Source organism: Streptomyces sp. NPDC001933, assembly GCF_042890955.1.
Classification (GTDB): domain Bacteria; phylum Actinomycetota; class Actinomycetes; order Streptomycetales; family Streptomycetaceae; genus Streptomyces.
This window is the reverse complement of record NZ_JBIASS010000016.1, coordinates 415-18769: the sequence shown is the minus strand read 5'-3', so window position 1 is coordinate 18769 and position 18355 is coordinate 415. Positions and strand designations below refer to the sequence as shown.

The 18355-nt window shown below is 72.1% G+C and carries 18 protein-coding genes; 5 read left to right on the top strand and 13 right to left on the bottom strand.

All coding sequences use genetic code 11. The features are described from left to right. Positions 1 to 24: 24 nt before the first annotated feature. The 7 genes from tsaE to glmS form a co-directional block, all read right to left on the bottom strand. On the bottom strand, positions 25 to 564 hold the full coding sequence (tsaE, locus tag ACFYY7_RS31695; RefSeq protein WP_388667237.1) for a tRNA (adenosine(37)-N6)-threonylcarbamoyltransferase complex ATPase subunit type 1 TsaE: 540 nt from the start codon (positions 562 to 564) through the stop codon (positions 25 to 27). Continuing rightward, positions 533 to 1786, bottom strand: a complete 1254-nt coding sequence (locus tag ACFYY7_RS31690; RefSeq protein ID WP_388667234.1) for an alpha/beta fold hydrolase — start codon at positions 1784 to 1786, stop codon at positions 533 to 535. Before ACFYY7_RS31690 ends, tsaE begins: the two co-directional genes overlap by 32 nt. A gap of 93 nt (positions 1787 to 1879) precedes the next feature. Beyond that, positions 1880 to 3034, bottom strand: coding sequence for an alanine racemase (gene alr / locus ACFYY7_RS31685; RefSeq protein ID WP_388667231.1), 1155 nt, complete (start codon positions 3032 to 3034; stop codon positions 1880 to 1882). A gap of 62 nt (positions 3035 to 3096) precedes the next feature. After that, positions 3097 to 3480, bottom strand: a complete 384-nt coding sequence (locus tag ACFYY7_RS31680; protein WP_388667228.1) for a DUF488 domain-containing protein — start codon at positions 3478 to 3480, stop codon at positions 3097 to 3099. 50 nt (positions 3481 to 3530) lie between these two features. Then, positions 3531 to 5000, bottom strand: coding sequence for an NAD(P)H-hydrate dehydratase (locus tag ACFYY7_RS31675; protein ID WP_388667225.1), 1470 nt, complete (start codon positions 4998 to 5000; stop codon positions 3531 to 3533). A gap of 4 nt (positions 5001 to 5004) precedes the next feature. Then, positions 5005 to 5373, bottom strand: a complete 369-nt coding sequence (locus ACFYY7_RS31670) for a holo-ACP synthase (protein ID WP_360932633.1) — start codon at positions 5371 to 5373, stop codon at positions 5005 to 5007. A 20-nt stretch (positions 5374 to 5393) separates the two neighbouring features. After that, positions 5394 to 7241, bottom strand: coding sequence for a glutamine--fructose-6-phosphate transaminase (isomerizing) (gene glmS / locus ACFYY7_RS31665; protein WP_388667222.1), 1848 nt, complete (start codon positions 7239 to 7241; stop codon positions 5394 to 5396). Positions 7242 to 7419: 178 nt separating this feature from the next. On the opposite strand from glmS, the gene ACFYY7_RS31660 reads away from it, so the two are divergent. The 4 genes from ACFYY7_RS31660 (at position 7420) to ACFYY7_RS31645 (ending at position 11158) form a co-directional block, all read left to right on the top strand. Further along, positions 7420 to 8019, top strand: coding sequence for an RNA polymerase sigma factor (locus ACFYY7_RS31660; RefSeq protein WP_388667219.1), 600 nt, complete (start codon positions 7420 to 7422; stop codon positions 8017 to 8019). Then, positions 8007 to 8990 (top strand): CU044_5270 family protein, encoded by a 984-nt coding sequence (locus ACFYY7_RS31655; protein ID WP_388667216.1) that lies wholly within the window; start codon positions 8007 to 8009, stop codon positions 8988 to 8990. The genes ACFYY7_RS31660 and ACFYY7_RS31655 overlap by 13 nt, the downstream gene beginning before the upstream one ends. A gap of 180 nt (positions 8991 to 9170) precedes the next feature. Continuing rightward, positions 9171 to 10166: a type I pantothenate kinase gene (coaA, locus tag ACFYY7_RS31650; protein ID WP_388667214.1), complete on the top strand. Its 996-nt coding sequence runs from the start codon at positions 9171 to 9173 to the stop codon at positions 10164 to 10166. A gap of 35 nt (positions 10167 to 10201) precedes the next feature. Beyond that, the gene (locus ACFYY7_RS31645) at positions 10202 to 11158 is read left to right on the top strand and encodes a DUF389 domain-containing protein (RefSeq protein WP_388667211.1); all 957 of its coding nucleotides are present in this window, start codon (positions 10202 to 10204) and stop codon (positions 11156 to 11158) included. A 16-nt stretch (positions 11159 to 11174) separates the two neighbouring features. Here ACFYY7_RS31645 and glmM read toward each other — a convergent pair whose 3' ends face one another. The 4 genes from glmM to ACFYY7_RS31625 form a co-directional block, all read right to left on the bottom strand. Beyond that, positions 11175 to 12533: a phosphoglucosamine mutase gene (gene glmM / locus ACFYY7_RS31640; RefSeq protein WP_388667209.1), complete on the bottom strand. Its 1359-nt coding sequence runs from the start codon at positions 12531 to 12533 to the stop codon at positions 11175 to 11177. A gap of 175 nt (positions 12534 to 12708) precedes the next feature. Further along, positions 12709 to 13236 carry a 30S ribosomal protein S9 gene (rpsI, locus tag ACFYY7_RS31635; protein ID WP_030914197.1) on the bottom strand — a complete coding sequence of 176 codons (528 nt, stop codon included), beginning with the start codon at positions 13234 to 13236 and terminating at the stop codon, positions 12709 to 12711. 44 nt (positions 13237 to 13280) lie between these two features. Then, a complete protein-coding gene (gene rplM / locus ACFYY7_RS31630) occupies positions 13281 to 13724 on the bottom strand; it encodes a 50S ribosomal protein L13 (RefSeq protein WP_072486702.1) in 444 nt (147 codons plus the stop codon). 340 nt (positions 13725 to 14064) lie between these two features. Further along, the gene (locus tag ACFYY7_RS31625; RefSeq protein WP_388667462.1) at positions 14065 to 15693 is read right to left on the bottom strand and encodes an ABC-F family ATP-binding cassette domain-containing protein; all 1629 of its coding nucleotides are present in this window, start codon (positions 15691 to 15693) and stop codon (positions 14065 to 14067) included. 57 nt (positions 15694 to 15750) lie between these two features. On the opposite strand from ACFYY7_RS31625, the gene ACFYY7_RS31620 reads away from it, so the two are divergent. Then, complete coding sequence (locus ACFYY7_RS31620) at positions 15751 to 16614, top strand: hypothetical protein (protein ID WP_388667206.1); 864 nt, start codon at positions 15751 to 15753, stop codon at positions 16612 to 16614. A gap of 34 nt (positions 16615 to 16648) precedes the next feature. On the opposite strand, the gene truA is transcribed toward ACFYY7_RS31620, so the two are convergent. Continuing rightward, positions 16649 to 17503, bottom strand: a complete 855-nt coding sequence (truA, locus tag ACFYY7_RS31615; RefSeq protein ID WP_388667203.1) for a tRNA pseudouridine(38-40) synthase TruA — start codon at positions 17501 to 17503, stop codon at positions 16649 to 16651. Positions 17504 to 17600: 97 nt separating this feature from the next. Beyond that, positions 17601 to 18101, bottom strand: a complete 501-nt coding sequence (gene rplQ / locus ACFYY7_RS31610; protein ID WP_072486706.1) for a 50S ribosomal protein L17 — start codon at positions 18099 to 18101, stop codon at positions 17601 to 17603. Between the last annotated feature and the right edge of the window lie 254 nt (positions 18102 to 18355).

Sequence of the window (18355 nt, the reverse complement as noted above, 5' to 3'; positions counted from 1 at the left end):
TGCGGGCCCGCCCGCCCCGACGGTTCAGTGGCCCATGGCCTCGCGCAGTCCCGCCCAGCGCGCGCCGATCCCGACCAGCGTCACCTCGCGCCGTTCGTCGTCCGTGTCGCCGACCGCGCGGTGGATCACCACCTGGAGCCGGTCCTCGGACAGCTCCTCGACCTTGCCGTCGCCCCACTCCACGACCACCACCGACTCCGGCAGCGACACGTCCAGGTCCAGGTCCTCCATCTCGTCGAGCCCGCCGCCCAGGCGGTACGCGTCGACGTGGACCAGTGCCGGGCCGCCGGTCAGCGACGGGTGGACGCGGGCGATCACGAAGGTGGGGGAGGTGACCGCGCCGCGCACACCGAGGCCCTCGCCCAGGCCCCTGGTCAGCGTCGTCTTGCCTGCGCCGAGTTCTCCGGTGAGCATCACGAGGTCGCCCGGCCGCAGGATCCCGGCGATCCGGCGGCCGAGTGCCTGCATCCGTTCGGGGGACTCGACGGCCAGGCCCAGGGTGACGGTTGCGGACGCGGCGTCCTCGACGAGCTCAGTCGCCGGGCTGTTGTGCGGTGCTTCCATGTCCGCCAACGTTAGCCGTTGCCGGCACGGCTCCGACGCGTACCAGCAGGTCCGCCAGCCGGTCCGTGACCGTCTCGGGGTGCTCCAGCATCACCAGATGGCCGGCGTCCGGGACGATGACCAGCTCCGCGTCCGGGAGCTGGTCCGCGATGGTCTCGCTGTGCGAGCTGGGCGTCACCAGGTCCTTGTCGCCCGCCAGGATCAGCACCGGGACCTCGCGGAAGGCGGGCAGCGCGCCGCTCTTGTCGTGTTCGGTGAAGGCCGGGTAGAACTCGGCGACCACGTCGATCGGGGTGGACTCGATGAGCCGCTCGGCGAACCGCTCCACCGCCGGATCGACGTCCCGCGAACCGAACGAATACCGCTTGATCAGCCCGGCGAAGAGGTCGGCGGTCGCCCGGCGGCCCCGTTCCACCAGCTCGGCCTGGGAGCCGAGCGCCCTGAGCACCCCGGGCAGCACCCGGCGCACCGCGTTCACGCCCGCGACCGGCAGCCCGAAATCGACCTCGCCCAGCTTCCCGCTCGATGTGCCGACGAGGGCGACGGCGGCGACCCGGTCCCGGATCAGCGCGGGGTACTGGTCGGCGAGGGCCATCATCGTCATGCCGCCCATCGAGTGCCCGACCAGCACCAGCCTGCCCTCGGGGGCCGCCGCGTCGATCACCGCCTTCAGGTCGCGGCCGAGCTGGTCGATGCCGACCGTCACGCCCTGCGCATGGGCCCGGCCGCGCTCGGAGCGGCCGTGGCTGCGCTGGTCCCAGTGGACGGTGCGGACCAGGCCGCGCAGCGCCGCCCTCTGGAAGTGCCAGGAGTCCTGGTTGAGGCAGTAGCCGTGGCTGAAGACCACGGTGACGGGGGCGGGGGCCTTGCGGCCGAAGAGCCTGCGGCGGCGGGTGCCGGGGGCGGCGGCGCCCCCGGTGCCCGCGTCGGTGCCCGCGGCGCCGTCCGGTTCGACCTCGTCGACCTCGTAGTACAGCTCGGTGCCGTCGTCGGCCGCGGCCCGGCCGGGCAGGCCGCGCAGCGAGCCGTACGGTCCGGTGGCGTCCAGTGCCAGCCTGGCTCTTCTGCGCATGCCCCGGCCGACGGTGAGCCGCTCGACCGCGACACCGGCGGCGGCGCCCGCCGCGATCACGCCTATGGCGGCTCCGGCGATCCCCGCCCGGCGCCAGCCGACCGCCGTAGCAGCGGTCGTCACCGCGTCCCCCGCACCGATCTCGCTCACCGTGCCGCGCTCCTCGTCGGTCGTATCCGTCAGGTCAGGGCCGGGCTGTTCCGGTCGTGATCCGATCGTGCCTGGTCAGCGGCGCCTGATCGGTCAGGACTCGGCCGGGGTGGCATGCAGATGCACGCGCGGTACGCGGGTGCCGATCCGGGTGACGATCTCGTACGCGATCGTGTCGGCGGCCTGCGCCCAGTCCTCGGCGCTCGGCTCGCCCCGGTCCCCCGGGCCGAAGAGCACCGCCTCGCTGCCGACCTCGACCTCGTCCCCGTCGAGATCGACGACGAACTGGTCCATGGCCACCCGGCCGGCGATCCGCCGGGTGACGCCGCCGACCAGGACCGGGGCGCGGCCGGAGGCGTGGCGCGGGATGCCGTCCGCGTAGCCGACCGGCACCAGGCCCAGGGTGGTCTCGGCGGAGGTCGTGTAGTGGTGGCCGTAGCTGATCCCGTGACCGGCCGGCACCTGCTTGACCAGGGCGACCGAGGCGATGAGCGTCATGACGGGGCGCAGCCCGAAGTCGGCCGGGGTGCCCAGCTCGGGGCTGGGCGAGATGCCGTACATCGCGATCCCGGTCCGGACCAGGTCGAAGTGGGCCTCGGGGATCGTCAGCGTCGCCGGGGAGTTGGCCATGTGGCGCACCTCGGGGTCGACGCCCTCCTTCTCCGCGTGCGCCACCATGTCCCGGAACAGGGCCAGCTGGGCGGCGATGGAGGGGTGGCCCGGCTCGTCGGCGCAGGCGAAGTGGGACCACAGGCCGGTGATCCGTACGGTGCCCGCGTCCTCGGCATCGCGGGCGGCGGCGACGAGCTCCGGCCAGTCGGCGGGCTGGCAGCCGTTGCGCCCGAGGCCGGTGTCGGCCTTGAGCTGGATCCGGGCCGGGATGCCCGCCTCGGTGGCCGCGGCCACGACCTCGCGCAGCGCCCACACCCCGCTCACCGACACGTCGATGTCGGCCTCGATCGCCTCGCGCCAGGGGCCGCCCGGGGTCCACAGCCAGCACATCACCCGGCCGCCGAGTCCGGCGGCCCGCAGGGCGAGCGCCTCCTGCGGGGTCGCGGTGCCGAGCCAGGTCGCCCCGGCCTCCAGCGCGGCGCGGGCGCAGGGCACCGCCCCGTGCCCGTACGCGTCGGACTTGACGACGGCCATGAGTTGCGCGCCCGCCGCTCGTGCGCGCAGCACACGCACGTTTGCGCGCAATGCGGCGAGGTCGATCTCGGCACGGGCTCTCAAGGACGCTGTCTCGTTCATCGCGCCCAGTCTCTCAGAGGCGCCCGGCGGGGCCCCCGGGCGGCGGGTCGCCCGGCCGTCCCTCAGCGGTGGTGCAGCTCGTGTTCCAGGTGGTCGACGATGACCGGGACATGACTGTGGGGTACGTCCTTGACCGCCGTGATCAGTGTCACCGGGCCGCCCTCCTCGACGAGTTCGACCAGTTCCCGGACGGCCGCCGTGTGGACGGGGTCGGCCAGTTCGGCGCGGTAGCGGTCGACGAACTCGTCGTAACGGGTACCGGTGCGGTCCTCGTGGTACCAGTCGCGCAGTTCGTTCGACGGGGTGATGTCCTTGAGCCACTTGTCGATCGCGGCCTTCTCCCTGGACTCGCCGCGCGGCCAGAGCCGGTCGACGAGGACGCGGGTGCCGTCGGCGTCCTCCTTCGGCTCGTACACCCGGCGTACGCGTACCTCGCTGCTGCCCACGGTCGGCCCTCCTGTCGGCTGCGGTCGGTGGCTGCTGGGCCCAGGATCACTCAGGCCCGTACGTCCCGCCACGCCGCCGGGATCGCCTCGGCGACGTCCTGCGCGGCGACGGGCGAGCCGTCGGAGGCGTGGCGGGCGGCGAGTCCGTGCAGATGGGCGCCGGCCGACGCGGCGTCGCGCGGGGCGAGGCCCGCGGCGAGCAGCGAGCCGGTCAGTCCGGACAGGACGTCGCCGCTGCCCGCCGTGGCCAGCCAGGAGGTGCCGGTCGGATTGACCCGTACGGGAGTGGCCGGGTCGCCGGTTGCGACCAGGGTCGTCGAACCCTTGAGCAGGACCGTGGCGCGGTAGCGGGCGGCCAGCTCCCGCACGGCGGCGAGCCGCCCCGCCTCGACCTCCTCACGCGGGACGCCGAGCAGGGCCGCGGCCTCACCGGCGTGCGGGGTGAGGACGGTCGGCGCGGTGCGCTCCCGTACGGCACCGGCGTCCAGCAGCCGCAGCCCGTCCGCGTCCACCAGCACCGCGACCTCCGTCGCGAGCACGTCCCGGACCGCCTCGGCGGCCTCCGCGCCGTCCCCGAGTCCGGGCCCGACGACCCACGCCTGCACCCGCCCCGCCTTCGACGGCGGCCCCGCGTGCACCAGCGTCTCCGGGTGGCGGGCGATCACCGCGCCGGCGCCCGGACCGACGTACCGCACGGCCCCCGCACCGCCCCGCAGCGCCCCGGAGACGGCCAGCACCGCCGCACCCGGATAACGCGCGGACCCGGCGACGACGCCGACGACCCCGCGCCGGTACTTGTCGCTCTCCGCGCCGGGGACCGGCAGCAGGGCCGCGACGTCCGCGTACTGGAGCACCTCCAGCTCGGGCACCTCGGGCAGTTCGGGCCCGAGACCGATGTCGACGAGATGCAGCGCGCCCGCCCGTTCGGCGGCCGGGTCGACGAGCAGGCCCGGCTTGTACGTGCCGAAGGTGACCGTCGCGTCGGCGCGCACCGCCTCGCCGGGCACCTCGCCGGTGTCGGCCTCGACCCCGCTGGGCAGGTCGACGGCGATCAGGGGCGCGCCGGTCGCCGCGAAGGCCCGCACCAGTGCGGCGGCGTCCGGACGCAGCCCGCCCCGGCCGCCGATGCCGGTGATCCCGTCCACCACGAGATCGATGTGGCCGCCCCAGGCGTCCGCGCCCCGCGCCCCCTCAACGCCGTCCGCGATCCGCCCGCCGGCCGCGAGCAGGGCCGCGAGGCCGCCCTCGTGGGCGCGGCCGGGGGCGGTGAGCACGGCGCGCACTCCGGCGCCGCGCCGGGCGAGGCGGGCGCCCGCGTACAGCGCGTCGCCGCCGTTGTCGCCGCTGCCGACGAGGAGGACGACCCGGGACCCGTACACCCGGCCGCGCCTCCGCAGCACGTCGGCGCAGGCCGCCGCGAGTCCGGCGGCGGCGCGCTGCATCAGCGCGCCCTCGGGGAGCCGGGCCATCAGGGCCTGTTCGGCGGCCCGTACGGTCTGAACGCTGTAGGCGGTACGCATGTGCTCAACCCTCCGCGATCACCACGGCCGACGCCACCCCCGCGTCATGGCTGAGCGACACGTGCCAGTGCCGTACGCCCAGCTCGGCGGCGCGGGCGGCGACGGTGCCGCGGACCCGCAGCCGGGGCTGCCCGCTGTCCTCGACCCACACCTCGGCGTCCGTCCAGAGCAGTCCGGCGGGCGCGCCGAGCGCCTTCGCGAGGGCCTCCTTCGCGGCGAACCTGGCGGCGAGCGAGGCGATGCCCCGCCGCTCACCGCTGGGCAGCAGCAACTCCCGTTCCACGAAGAGCCGTTCGGCCATCTGCGGCGTACGCTCCAGCGCCGCGTCGAACCGTTCGATCTCGGCCACGTCGATCCCGACCCCGATGATCACGCGCGTTCCCTCATCCTTCGCTACTCCACGGTCACGGACTTCGCCAGATTGCGCGGCTGGTCCACGTCGTTGCCGCGGGCCGTGGCCAGTTCGCAGGCGAACACCTGGAGCGGCACGGCCGACACCAGCGGCTGGAGCAGCGTAGGCGTAATGGGGATCCGGATCAGATGGTCGGCGTACGGGACGACCGCCTCGTCGCCCTCCTCGGCGATGACGACGGTGCGGGCGCCGCGGGCCCGGATCTCCTGGATGTTCGACACGATCTTGTCGTGCAGCACGGACCGGCCGCGCGGCGACGGCACCACCACGACGACCGGGAGGCCGTCCTCGATGAGCGCGATCGGGCCGTGCTTGAGCTCACCGGCGGCGAACCCCTCGGCGTGCATGTACGCGAGCTCCTTGAGCTTCAACGCGCCTTCCAGGGCCACGGGGTAGCCGACATGGCGGCCCAGGAAGAGCACGGTGTCGTGGCCGGCCAGCGAGCGGGCGAGCTCGCGCACCGGCTCCATGGTCTCCAGGACCTGTTCGACGGCGCCGGAGATCGCGGAGAGCTGGCGGATGACGGTGCGGATCTCGTCGCCCCACTTGGTCCCCCGGAGCTGTCCGAGGTACAGGGCGACGAGGTAGCAGGCGACCAACTGGGTGAGGAAGGCCTTGGTGGAGGCGACGGCGACCTCGGGTCCGGCGTGCGTGTAGAGCACGGCGTCGGACTCCCGGGGGATGGTGGAGCCGTTGGTGTTGCAGATGGCGAGCACCTTGGCGCCCTGTTCGCGGGCGTGCCGCAGGGCCATCAGGGTGTCCATCGTCTCGCCGGACTGCGAGATCGCGACGACCAGGGTGCGGTGGTCGAGGATCGGGTCGCGGTAGCGGAACTCGCTGGCCAGCTCGGTCTCGCAGGGGATGCGGGTCCAGTGCTCGATGGCGTACTTGGCGATCATCCCGGAGTGGAACGCGGTGCCGCAGGCCACGATGACGACCTTGTCGACCTCCCGCAGCTCGTGCGGCGGGATGCGGACCTCGTCGAGATGGAGCGAGCCGGCGGCGTCGATCCGGCCGAGGAGGGTGTCGGCGACGGCCTTGGGCTGTTCGGCGATCTCCTTGAGCATGAAGTAGTCGTGGCCGCCCTTCTCGGCGGCGGAGACGTCCCAGTCCACGTGGTACTCGCGGACCTCGGCGGGCCGCCCGTCGAAGTCGGTGACGGTGACGCCCTCCCGGCGCAGCTCGACCACCTGGTCCTGGCCCAGTTCGATGGCGGAGCGGGTGTGCGCGATGAACGCGGCGACGTCGGAGGCCAGGAACGACTCCCCGTCCCCCACCCCCACCACGAGCGGTGAGTTGCGCCGGGCACCGACCACCGTGCCGGGGGCGTCCGCGTGCACGGCGACGAGGGTGAAGGCGCCCTCCAGCCGGCGGCAGACCTGCCGCATCGCCTCCGCCGGGTCGGCGCAGGAGGAGAACGCCTCGGCGAGCAGATGGGCGACGACCTCGGTGTCGGTCTCGGAGGCCAGATCGTGGCCGCGCTCGGCGAGCTCGGCGCGCAGGGCGGCGAAGTTCTCGATGATCCCGTTGTGCACGACGGCGACCCGGCCCGCGTTGTCCAGGTGCGGGTGGGCGTTGGCGTCGGTGGGGGCGCCGTGGGTGGCCCAGCGGGTGTGCCCGATGCCGGTGTTCCCGGCCGGGAGGGGCGCCTCGGCCAGCGCCTTCTCCAGATTGACGAGCTTGCCGGCCCGCTTCGCCGCGGCCAGGCCGCCGTCCGCGAGGACGGCGATGCCCGCCGAGTCGTAGCCCCGGTACTCAAGACGCTTGAGCCCGGCGACGACGACGTCCTGCGCCGACTGCCCACCGACGTAACCGACGATTCCGCACATACCGTTCCCTTCATGGTCACTCCCCCCACTTCTTCGCATCGTCGCAGAAGCCGAACGGGGCGGCAGGGAGGACGGCGTGGCGTGCGCGGCGGTCGCCCCGCATACCCTGTGAACCTTTCCGGCACCTGCGGGGAACAAGGGGTGACGCGCCCACCCGACGAGCCCCCCAGGAGCCGATGTGACCGGACCACCGGCCAGCCCCGACGACGATGCCGAGGTCATCGCGCAGTCGCTGGAGGAACCCGAGCTCTTCGCCGGGCTCTACGACCGTCACGCCCCGGACATCCACCGCTATGCCGCCCGCCGCCTCGGGGAGGGCGCGGCGGACGACATCACGGCGGACACCTTCCTCATCGCCTTCCGCTCCCGGCGCCGCTTCGACGGTTCCCTGCGAAGCGCCCGTCCCTGGCTGTACGGCATCGCGGCGAACCTCATCGGCAGGCACCGGCGCAGCGAGGAGCGGGGACTGCGGGCCCTGGCCCGTACCGGGCAGGACCCGGTGGCCGCGTCCTGGAGCGACCGCTGCGACGACCGGATCGCCGCCCAGGCACCGCTGGCGGCGGCGCTGGCCGCGCTCTCGCCCGGCGACCGCCACGTACTGCTGCTCGTCGCCTGGGCGGACCTCGGGTACCAGGAGGTCGCCGACGCGCTGGGCATCCCGCTCGGCACCGTGCGGTCCCGGCTCAACCGCGCCCGCCGCAGAGTCCGCGAGGCCCTCAGCACGGACCCCTCGTTCACGCCCGACGCCATGGAGCTGACCCCGTCATGGACGAAATGACCAAGCTGCGCGAGCTCCGCGCGGACGTGCCCGTTCCCGACCGCGCCGCCCTCGCCCCGGGCCGGCGGCGGCTCACCGAGGCCGCGGCCTCGGGCCGCCGCATCCGCCGCCTGCGGGCCGACTGGCGGGTCGCCGCAGTCGGCGCGGCCGCGGCGATCACCGTGGCGGCGGTGCTGGGCACCCAGCTCGGGGGCGCCGCCGCGCCCAGCCGCTCCGGGCCCGCGTCGACAGCCGGAACCCTGCGGCTGGACAGCCCGGCCGAGGTGCTGAACCGGGCCGCCGACGCGCTGGAGAAGCAGCCGGCCGGGCCGGAGCCGCGCGACGACCAGTGGATCTACACCAGAATGGCGCAGGTGGCCTCGCTGGGCGGCCCCGACGGCTCGTCCCTCAGCCCCGTCACGTACCAGCCCGGCTGGGTCCCGTACGACAACTCCGCCGCGGCCAAGAACGGCAAGGACGACGACTACCGCACCGCCCGCCAGGTCTACCGGGAGGCCAACGAGCTGCCCGACGACCCGGCGCGGCTGCTGGCGGAGATCCGGGCCTTCTACCCGACCGGCCACACGGCCGAGAGCCCGCCCGAGGGCAAGGCGCAGCACAGCTTCCGCGCGATCGGGCTGATGGCCGAGGCGTACCCGGTCTCCCCGGCCGCCCTCGCCCGGATCTACCGCGCCATGGCCACCATTCCCGGCGTCCGCGTCACCGACCACCTGGTGAAGGACGCGGCCGGGCGCGAGGCCATCGCCATCACACGCAAGGAGGACGAAAGGCCTGAGCAGCGGGAAATCCTCCTGGACCCGCACGACTTCGGCTACGTCGGTCTGCGTGCCGTGGTCACCGAGGACTACACGTACGAGCTCTCCAACGGCAGGACCAAGGGCCCGACGCTCAAGTTCAAGGCCGGGCAGATCCTCACCAGCGAGGCCCGGATCGAGGCCGCCGTCGTCGACGCCGAGGGCCAGAAACCCTGACGCCACAGGGCCGGTGTCCGCCGCGGGGGTGCGGACACCGGCCCGAAGGCCCGCCGCTCGTGCCGGCGCGCGGCCGACTGCGGGGCACCCGGCAGGACGACGGCGGCGGTACCCCTGTTTCCTCCCCTACGTGACCGAGCCCACCCTCCACCGCTGCGGAACTCCCGCAACAATGAACCCGTGATCACTTCGCCGCCACGGAGCACCCAGCGACGCGCCGAGCACGCGGCGACGCCGTACGTCGACCTGTCCCGCGCCGAGTGGAGCGCCCTGCGCGACAAGACACCGCTGCCGCTGACCGCCGACGAGGTGGAGCGGCTGCGCGGGCTCGGGGACGTCATCGACCTCGACGAGGTACGGGACGTCTACCTGCCGCTCTCCCGGCTCCTCAACCTCTACGTCCAGGCCACCTCGGGACTGCGCGGCGCCCTGAACACCTTCCTCGGGGACGCGGGGAACGGCCACGGCGCGCAGCGCGGCACCCCATTCGTCATAGGCGTCGCGGGCAGCGTCGCGGTCGGCAAGTCCACCACCGCGCGCATCCTCCAGGCGCTGCTGGCCCGCTGGCCCGAGCACCCGCGCGTCGAGCTGGTGACCACGGACGGGTTCCTGCTTCCGATGAAGGAGCTCCGGGCCCGCGGGCTGATGTCGCGCAAGGGTTTCCCCGAGTCGTACGACCGGCGCGCCCTGACCCGGTTCGTCGCCGACATCAAGGCCGGCAAGGACGAGGTGACGGCGCCCGTCTACTCGCACCTGATCTACGACATCGTGCCGGACGAGCGGCTCACCGTACGCCGTCCCGACATCCTGATCGTCGAGGGACTGAACGTGCTCCAGCCCGCGATGCCCGGCAAGGACGGCCGCACCAGGGTCGGTCTCGCCGACTACTTCGACTTCAGCGTGTACGTGGACGCGCGCACCGAGGACATCGAGAGCTGGTACCTCGACCGGTTCCGGAAGCTGCGGGAGACGGCGTTCCAGAACCCCTTCTCGTACTTCCGCAAGTACACCCAGGTCTCCGAGGAGGAGGCCATGGAGTACGCGGCGACGATGTGGCGGACCGTCAACAAGCCCAATCTGGTGGAGAACGTCGCGCCCACCCGGGGCCGTGCCACCCTGGTGCTCCGCAAAGGCCCGGACCACAAGGTCCAGCGGCTGTCCCTGCGCAAACTCTGATCCTCCGAACCCCCGAGCCCCCTGGGAGTGGCCGCGTGCTGCATCTGCGCCTGATCGTCCCCACCGACCGTACGGACGAGGTGCTGCACCTGGTGGAGAGCACCCGCGGTACGACACATCTCGTCGTGATGGCCGGGGCCGCCCGCAACCCGGCGGGCGACCTGGTCCTGTGCGACGTGGCCCGTGAGGCGGGTGACGAGCTGATCTCCGCGCTGCGCCGGCTCGGTATCGACAAGTCCGGTTCGATCAACGTCGAGAACACGGATCTGACGCTCTCCGCCCACGCCGACAAGGCCGAGGAGGACGCGCCGGGCGAGGGCGCGGACGCGGTGCTGTGGGAGAAGCTGACGGAGGCGACCCACGAGGAGTCGACGTTCAGCGTCACGTACGTGGCGTTCCTCACCGTCGCGACGATGCTCGCCGCCTGCGGTGTGATGCTCGACAACGCGATCCTGATCGTGGGCGCGATGGCGGTCGGTCCGGAGTTCGGGCCGCTGGCCGGGATCTCCACGGCCCTGGTGCAGCGTGCTCCGCGACTGGCGCTGCGTTCGATGTACGCGCTGATCGGCGGTTTCGCCGCCGCGATGGCGCTGACGGCCGGGTTCGCCTGGCTGATGGACGCCTTCGGGCTGTTCACCCGCTCGATGATCGAGGCCGACCGCCCCAACACGGCGTTCATCTGGAAGCCCGACGCGATGTCCTTCGTGGTGGCCTTCCTGGCCGGGATCGCCGGGACGCTCTCGCTCACCTCGGCGAAGTCCGGGGCGCTGATCGGCGTCGCCATCTCGGTGACGACCGTGCCGGCCGCGGCCAACGCGGCGGTGGCGTTCAGCTACCGCGACTACAGCCAGATGTGGGGCTCCACGGCCCAGCTGCTGGCGAACCTCGGCGGGATCGTGGTCGCGGGGACGCTGACCCTGCTGGTCCAGAAGGCGCTGTGGGCGGCACACCGCCGCCGGACGGGCCTCGTCACGAGCCCGCCCGGCGAATAGGAGCCGGGACCACCGACTACCCGAGCGCGGACTTCACCACATCGGCCAGCCGCTCGGCGACCGCCCGTGCCTGCTCGATGTCGGCCGCCTCGACCATGACCCGCACCAGCGGCTCGGTACCCGACTGGCGCAGCAGCACACGGCCGGTGGAGCCCAGCTCGGCCTCGGCCTCGGCCACGGCGGCGGCGACCTCCGGGGAGGTACCGACCCGGGACTTGTCGACGTCGCGGACGTTGATCAGCAGCTGCGGCAGCCGCTGCATGACCCCGGCGAGATCGGCGAGCGTACGGCCGGTGGCGGCGACCCGGGCCGCCAGCAGCAGGCCGGTCAGCGTGCCGTCGCCGGTCGTGGCGTGGTCCAGGACGATGACGTGGCCGGACTGCTCGCCGCCCAGCGCGTAGCCCTCGGCCTTCATCGACTCAAGTACGTAGCGGTCGCCGACGGCGGTCTGGACGAGCTGGATGCCCTCCCGCTCCATCGCGATCTTGAAGCCGAGGTTGGACATGACGGTGCCGACCACGGTGTCCTTGCGCAGCTGTCCGGCCTCGCGCATGGCGAGGGCGAGGACGGCCAGGATCTGGTCGCCGTCGACCTCCTCGCCGGTGGAGTCCACGGCCAGGCAGCGGTCGGCGTCGCCGTCGTGCGCGATGCCGAAGTCGGCGCCGTGCTCGACGACGGCGGCCTTCAGCGGCTCCAGATGGGTGGAGCCGCAGCCGTCGTTGATGTTCAGGCCGTTCGGGTCCGCACCGATCGTGATCACCTCGGCGCCGGCCCGCGCGAAGGCCTCGGGCGAGACCCGGGCGGCCGCGCCGTGCGCCTCGTCGAGCACGATCTTCAGCCCGTCGAGCCGGTTCGGCAGGACCGCGACGAGGTGCGCCACGTAACGGTCGAAGCCCTCCGCGTACTCGGTGACACGTCCCACACCGGCACCGGTCGGACGCTCCCACGGCTCACCGGTGCGGTGCTGCTGGTAGATCGACTCGATCCGGTCCTCCAGCTCGTCGGAGAGCTTGTGACCGCCGCGCGCGATGAACTTGACACCGTTGTCCGGCATCGAGTTGTGGCTCGCGGAGAGCATCACCCCGAGGTCGGCGCCCAGCGCACCGGTGAGATACGCCACCGCCGGGGTGGGCAGCACACCGACGCGCAGGACGTCCACGCCGGCGCTGGCGAGACCGGCCACGACGGCGGCCTCCAGGAACTCTCCGGACGCGCGCGGGTCACGGCCCACCACGGCTGTCGGCCGGGTCCCGTCGAGGGCGCTCCCCTCGGCGAGAACATGCGCCGCAGCGACCGAGAGTCCGAGCGCCAGCTCGGCCGTCAGATCCGCATTGGCGACACCGCGCACACCGTCCGTGCCGAAGAGTCGTCCCACTGGTGTCCTCCGAAGATGCTCCGAAACCGCAAAACCAAATCAACCAAAGCAAAGCAACGCAACAAGCCTATGAACGTCTTATGCCGTTATACGCCCGAGGGTGCCGATAAACGAACGCCCCGGCAGCACGAGGTGTGCCGCCGGGGCGAACGTGTAAAGCAGATGAGCAGGCGGATTAGCGCTTGCTGTACTGCGGGGCCTTGCGGGCCTTCTTGAGACCGGCCTTCTTGCGCTCGACCGCACGGTCGTCACGGGAGAGGAAGCCGGCCTTCTTCAGCGGGGCGCGGTTGTTGTCCACGTCCGCCTCGTTCAGCGCACGGGCCACGCCGAGACGCAGGGCGCCGGCCTGACCCGAGACGCCGCCACCCGAGATGCGGGCGATGACGTCGTAGCGGTTGTCGAGCTCGAGCACCTTGAAGGGCTCGTTGACTTCCTGCTGGTGCACCTTGTTGGGGAAGTAGTCCTCAAGGGTGCGACCGTTGATCTTCCACTTGCCGGTGCCCGGAACGATCCGGACGCGGGCGATGGCGTTCTTCCGACGGCCAAGGCCGGCGGCGGGCTGCGGGTCGCCGAAGCGGGACGCCAGCGACTCGCTGGTGTACTCGCCCTCGACGGGAACCTCGGACTCGAAGGTGGTCACCTCGGCGAAGACCTCTTCGCCCTCGGTGCCCTCGACGGGGTTCTCAACAGTGGTCTCGGCCACGATTCTCCTCAGATCTTTCTTTTGGTCTTAGGGGGAGGCCGGAACTACTGCGCGACCTGGGTGATCTCGAACGGGACCGGCTGCTGAGCAGCGTGCGGGTGCTGGTCGCCCGCGTAGACCTTGAGCTTCGAGAGCATCTGACGGCCCAGGCTGTTCTTGGGGATCATGCCCTTGATGGCCTTCTCGACGGCCTTCTCGGGGCTCTTGGCGAGCAGCTCGTCGTAACGGACGGAGCGCAGACCACCCGGGAACCCGGAGTGGCGGTACGCCATCTTCTGGGTCTTCTTGTTGCCGGAGAGGTGAACCTTCTCGGCGTTGATGATGATGACGAAGTCGCCCATGTCCATGTGGGGGGCGTAGATCGCCTTGTGCTTGCCGCGGAGGAGGTTCGCAGCCGTGGTGGCCAGACGGCCCAGGACGATGTCCTGCGCGTCAATGATGTGCCACTGGCGCGTCACATCGCCGGGCTTGGGGCTGTACGTACGCACTTCGTAGCCTTCGCTTCTTCAGTGGATGGGGTCCAGACACATGGCACCTCTGAAGCGATCATGCAGCTGGGGCTCACAATGCCGGGGACGCTGCCCGTATGCGAGCCACTGGTAACTGCTCCAGAGAACCTACGTAAGGGCCCTACGCGTGAGAACGACGAAGCCAATACGCATAACAATCGACGAGACTACCCGCCCCGCCCCGGACGGGTCAAAACGCGTGGCCCTCGGGCGGGCGGCAGCGGGGTTCCCCGGCCTGGCCGGCCCCGCTGCCGGGGGTTCCGTCCTCGATCGCCGCACGGGCTGGTCGGTGCGGGTTCCCCGCGGGGGTGCAACCGCGTCACCGGGCCCGTTCCACCCGCCGCTCGTCCCACACCGGCTCCGTCGTCTCGCGTACGACCCCGTCCGAGCCGAACACCAGATAGCGGTCGAAGGACTTCGCGAACCAGCGGTCGTGGGTGACGGCCAGCACCGTTCCCTCGTACGCCTCGAGGCCGTCCTGGAGGGCCTCCGCCGACTCCAGGTCCAGGTTGTCCGTCGGCTCGTCGAGGAGCAGCGCGGTCGTGCCGGCCAGCTCCAGGAGGAGGATCTGGAACCGTGCCTGCTGGCCGCCGGACAGCTTCTCGAAGGGCTGGTCGCCCTGGCGTTCCAGCTCGTAGCGGCGCAGCACGGACATCGCCCCGCCGCGGTCCTTGGCGTGCTCGGTCCACAGGATCTCGACGAGTGTCTTGCCCAGCAGCTCCGGATGGGCGTGGGTCTGCGCGAAGTGGCCCGGCACGACCCGGGCCCCCAGCTTCCACTCCCCGGTGTGCGCGACCTGCTCGCCCGCGAGGAGTCGCAGGAAGTGCGACTTGCCCGATCCGTTCGAGCCGAGGACGGCGACCCGCTCCCCGTAGAAGATCTCCAGGCCGAACGGCTTCATCAGCCCGGACAGCTCAAGGTTCTTGCAGGTCACCGCGCGCACCCCGGTCCGCCCGCCGCGCAGCCGCATCTTGATGTCCTGCTCGCGCGGCGGCTCCGGCGGCGGGCCCGCGTCCTCGAACTTCTTGAAGCGGGTCTGCATCGCCCGGTAGCGGGACGCCATGTCGGGGCTGATCGCCGCCTGCTGCCGCAGCCGGTGGACCAGCGCCTTCAGCCGGGCGTGCTCCTCCTCCCAGCGCCGCAGCAGCTCCTCGAACCGGGCGAACCGGTCCTTGCGGGCCTGGTGGTACGTGTCGAAGCCGGCGCCGTGCACCCATACGTCACTGCCCGCCGGGCTCGGTTCCACGCTGACGATCTTCTCGGCGGCCCTGGACAGCAGCTCGCGGTCGTGCGAGACGAACAGGACCGTCTTACGGGTCTCCTTGAGCCGGTCCTCCAGCCACCGTTTGCCGGGCACATCGAGATAGTTGTCCGGCTCGTCGAGCAGCAGCACCTCGTCGGGCCCCCGCAGCAGCGCCTCGAGGACCAGGCGCTTCTGCTCACCCCCGGAGAGCGTGCGCACCTCGCGCCACTGCGCCTTCTCGTACGGGACGCCGAGCGCGGCCATGGTGCACATGTCCCAGACGGTCTCGGCCTCGTACCCCCGGGCCTCCGCCCAGTCGCTCAGGGCCTGCGCGTACTTCATCTGCGCGGCCTCGTCGTCGACGGTGAGGATCAGCTCCTCGGCCTTGTCGACCGCCAGGGCCGCCTCCCTGATGCGCGGCTGGGACACGGAGACGAGCAGGTCCCGGACCGTGCGTTCGTCCCGCACCGAGCCCACGAACTGCTGCATCACCCCGAGCCCACCGCTCACCGAGACGGAGCCGCCGTGCGGCTGGAGCTCCCCGGCCAGCAGCCTGAGCAGCGTCGTCTTGCCGGCCCCGTTGGCCCCCACGAGGGCGACCACGGCCCCGTCCGCCACCCGGAACGAAGCATCGCCGAGCAGCACCCGCCCGTCCGGTAGGTAGTACTCCAGGTGGCCCGCTTCAAGATGTCCCATGCACAGCATTGTCACGGCCCGCGAAGCCCTGGCCCAACCGGTTTACGTCTCCTCTAGGATCGCGGCATGAGCTTTGGGCAAGGGGGGCCCTCCTGGGGGCCCGGGGGCACACAGACTCCTGACTGGGCAGCGCTGGCCGACGAGTCCGCGGCGCGGGGCCGACGCAAGAAGTGGCTGCTGATCGGCGGCGGCGTGCTCGCCACCGCCGCGATCGGCGCGATCGTGGCCACCGCGGTCATCTCGACCAACAAGAACAACAGCCCCACCGGCTCCGGCAAGAACGCGAGCGAGCTGCCCGCGCCGAGCGACCTGCCGCACGAGACCGCCGAGCCGGAGCCGTCCTTCTCCTCGGTGGCACCGCTCCCCCCGCCGAACCCGAAGGACTACATCTCCGACGCGAAGAAGGACCGGGCGCCGATCACCGTCGACGCGTTCTTCCCCGGCAAGAAGCTGACGATGGGTGACCGCGTCTATCTCAAGGGCGCGACGCAGCAGACGAAGAACTGCGCCGCGACCACGAAGGGCGCGCTCGGCTCGATCCTCGTGAACAACGGCTGCGACCAGGTCATCCGGGCCACGTACAGCAAGGACGGCGTCGCCGTCACCGTCGGGCTCGCGGTCTTCCGGACGGAGGCACAGGCCAAGAAGGCGGCCCAGCAGGCGAGCGGCAGCATCGCCACGCTGAGCGGCGCAGGCGTGCCGGCCTTCTGCCCGCCGGGATCGGTCTGCCGCCGCACCGCCAACTCCTACGGCCGTTACGCCTACTTCGCCATCAGCGGGTTCACCAACGGCAAGAGCGTCACCACGGCCGACAAGAAGGCCTACACCACCGGTGACGATCTGACGAACTTCACGTTCCGTCAGATCCACCACCGGGGCGAGGTCCAGGCCTCCGCCGCGGCCACCGCCCAGAGCGCCCGGACCGCCTGACCCCGCCCTCTTCCCCCGTCCCGGGGAACGGCCCTCAGCAGCACCCGCCCCCGGGGAGCGTCCGCACATTGCGCGCTTCCCGGGCCCGGACGGCCAGCAACTCGTCGACCGGGTAGGCCACTTCCTCCAGCGTCAGCCCGTGCGGGCGCACCACGTGCACGCCGGGGTCGCGGACCCGTGCCGCGAGCACCTGCGCGGGCCACCCGGGGCGGCGGCGTCCGTCCCCGACGAAGAGCGCGGCCCCGATCAGCGCGCGGACCATGTTGTGGCAGAACGCGTCCGCCTGCACGGTCGCCGTCAGAATCCCGCTCGCCTCGTCCCGGACCCAACTCAGCTTCTGCAGCGTACGGATGGTCGTCGCGCCCTCGCGCTTCTTGCAGTACGCGGCGAAGTCGTGCTCACCGGTCATCAGGGCGGCCGCCTCGTTCATGGCGTCCAGGTCCAACGACCGGTCGTGCCACAGCACATGACCGCGCAACAGCGGATCCACCCCACCGGGCCGGTCGCAGACGCGGTAGGCGTAACGACGCCACAGCGCCGAGAACCGCGCGTTGAAGCCCTCGGGTGCCGGCGCGATCCGCCAGATCCGTACGTCCGGCGCCATCCGCCCGGCCATCCGCCGCAGCAGCTTGTCACCGTGCTCGGCCCACACCTCGTCCGGCAGATCGACATGTGCGACCTGCCCGCGCGCGTGCACCCCGGCATCGGTCCGGCCGGCGACGGTCAGGTCGTACGTCCGCGAGGACCGCGTCACGGTCCGCAGCGCGTCCTCGATCTCGCCCTGGACGGTCCGCCTGGAGGTCTGCTTCGCCCAGCCCGAGAAGTCCTTGCCGTCGTACGCCAGGTCGAGCCGCACCCGTACGAAGCCGGGCTCCACTTCGTCACTCACCCATGGGTCCTTTCCTGCGAGTGCACGCAGATGCATACGGAACGGGCCCGCACCGCCCCGAAGGGTGATGCGGGCCCGTCCAGTGGTCTCAGAACGCTCAGGCGTCCTTGGACTCGGCGTCGTCGGCCGGCTTGGCGTCCTCGACGGCCTCGGCCGGAGCCTCGTCCTTCTTGAGGGCGTCTTCCTTGACCGCACGCTTCGTGGCGGCCTCGGCCTCACCGGTGGCCTGCTGGGCCACGGTCAGCGCCTCGACCAGCTCGATGACGGCCATCGGGGCGTTGTCGCCACGACGGTTGCCGATCTTGGTGATGCGGGTGTAACCACCGGGGCGGTTCTCGTACCGCGGGGCGATCTCGGTGAAGAGCGTGTGGACGACGCCCTTGTCCGTGATCGACTGCAGCACCAGGCGACGGTTGTGGATGTCGCCCTTCTTCGCCTTGGTGATGAAACGCTCGGCGACCGGACGCAGGCGACGGGCCTTGGCCTCGGTCGTGGTGATGCGGCCGTGCTCGAACAGCGACTTCGCGAGGTTGTTGAGAAGCAGCTTCTCGTGCGCGGCGCTGCCGCCCAGACGGGCACCCTTGGCGGGCTTCGGCATGGTGTTTCTCCTTGTGTGCTGCACCGGCCGTATCAGGTACCGGTGTCAGTTCCCGTGCGGCGGACGCCACCCGGAAGTTCAAGAGCCGACGGGCAGAACAAGCCCGTCCGGCGATCGAGGACAAAGCCTCACCCCGGCCGGGGGGGGGGGGGGGGCCCCCCCCCCCCCCCCCCCCCCCGGCGGCGGGGGGGGGGGGGGCGCCCCCCCCCCCCCCCCCCCCGGGCGCCCCCCCCCCCCCGGGCCGGGCGCGGGGC

Coding starts and splice junctions, on each gene's coding strand:
- tsaE (WP_388667237.1), bottom strand. CDS start 564: ATGGAAGCACCGCACAACAGCCCGGCGACTGAGCTCGTCGAGGACGCC.
- alr (WP_388667231.1), bottom strand. CDS start 3,034: ATGAACGAGACAGCGTCCTTGAGAGCCCGTGCCGAGATCGACCTCGCC.
- ACFYY7_RS31675 (WP_388667225.1), bottom strand. CDS start 5,000: ATGCGTACCGCCTACAGCGTTCAGACCGTACGGGCCGCCGAACAGGCC.
- glmS (WP_388667222.1), bottom strand. CDS start 7,241: ATGTGCGGAATCGTCGGTTACGTCGGTGGGCAGTCGGCGCAGGACGTC.
- ACFYY7_RS31655 (WP_388667216.1), top strand. CDS start 8,007: ATGGACGAAATGACCAAGCTGCGCGAGCTCCGCGCGGACGTGCCCGTT.
- ACFYY7_RS31625 (WP_388667462.1), bottom strand. CDS start 15,693: ATGCTGTGCATGGGACATCTTGAAGCGGGCCACCTGGAGTACTACCTA.
- ACFYY7_RS31620 (WP_388667206.1), top strand. CDS start 15,751: ATGAGCTTTGGGCAAGGGGGGCCCTCCTGGGGGCCCGGGGGCACACAG.
- rplQ (WP_072486706.1), bottom strand. CDS start 18,101: ATGCCGAAGCCCGCCAAGGGTGCCCGTCTGGGCGGCAGCGCCGCGCAC.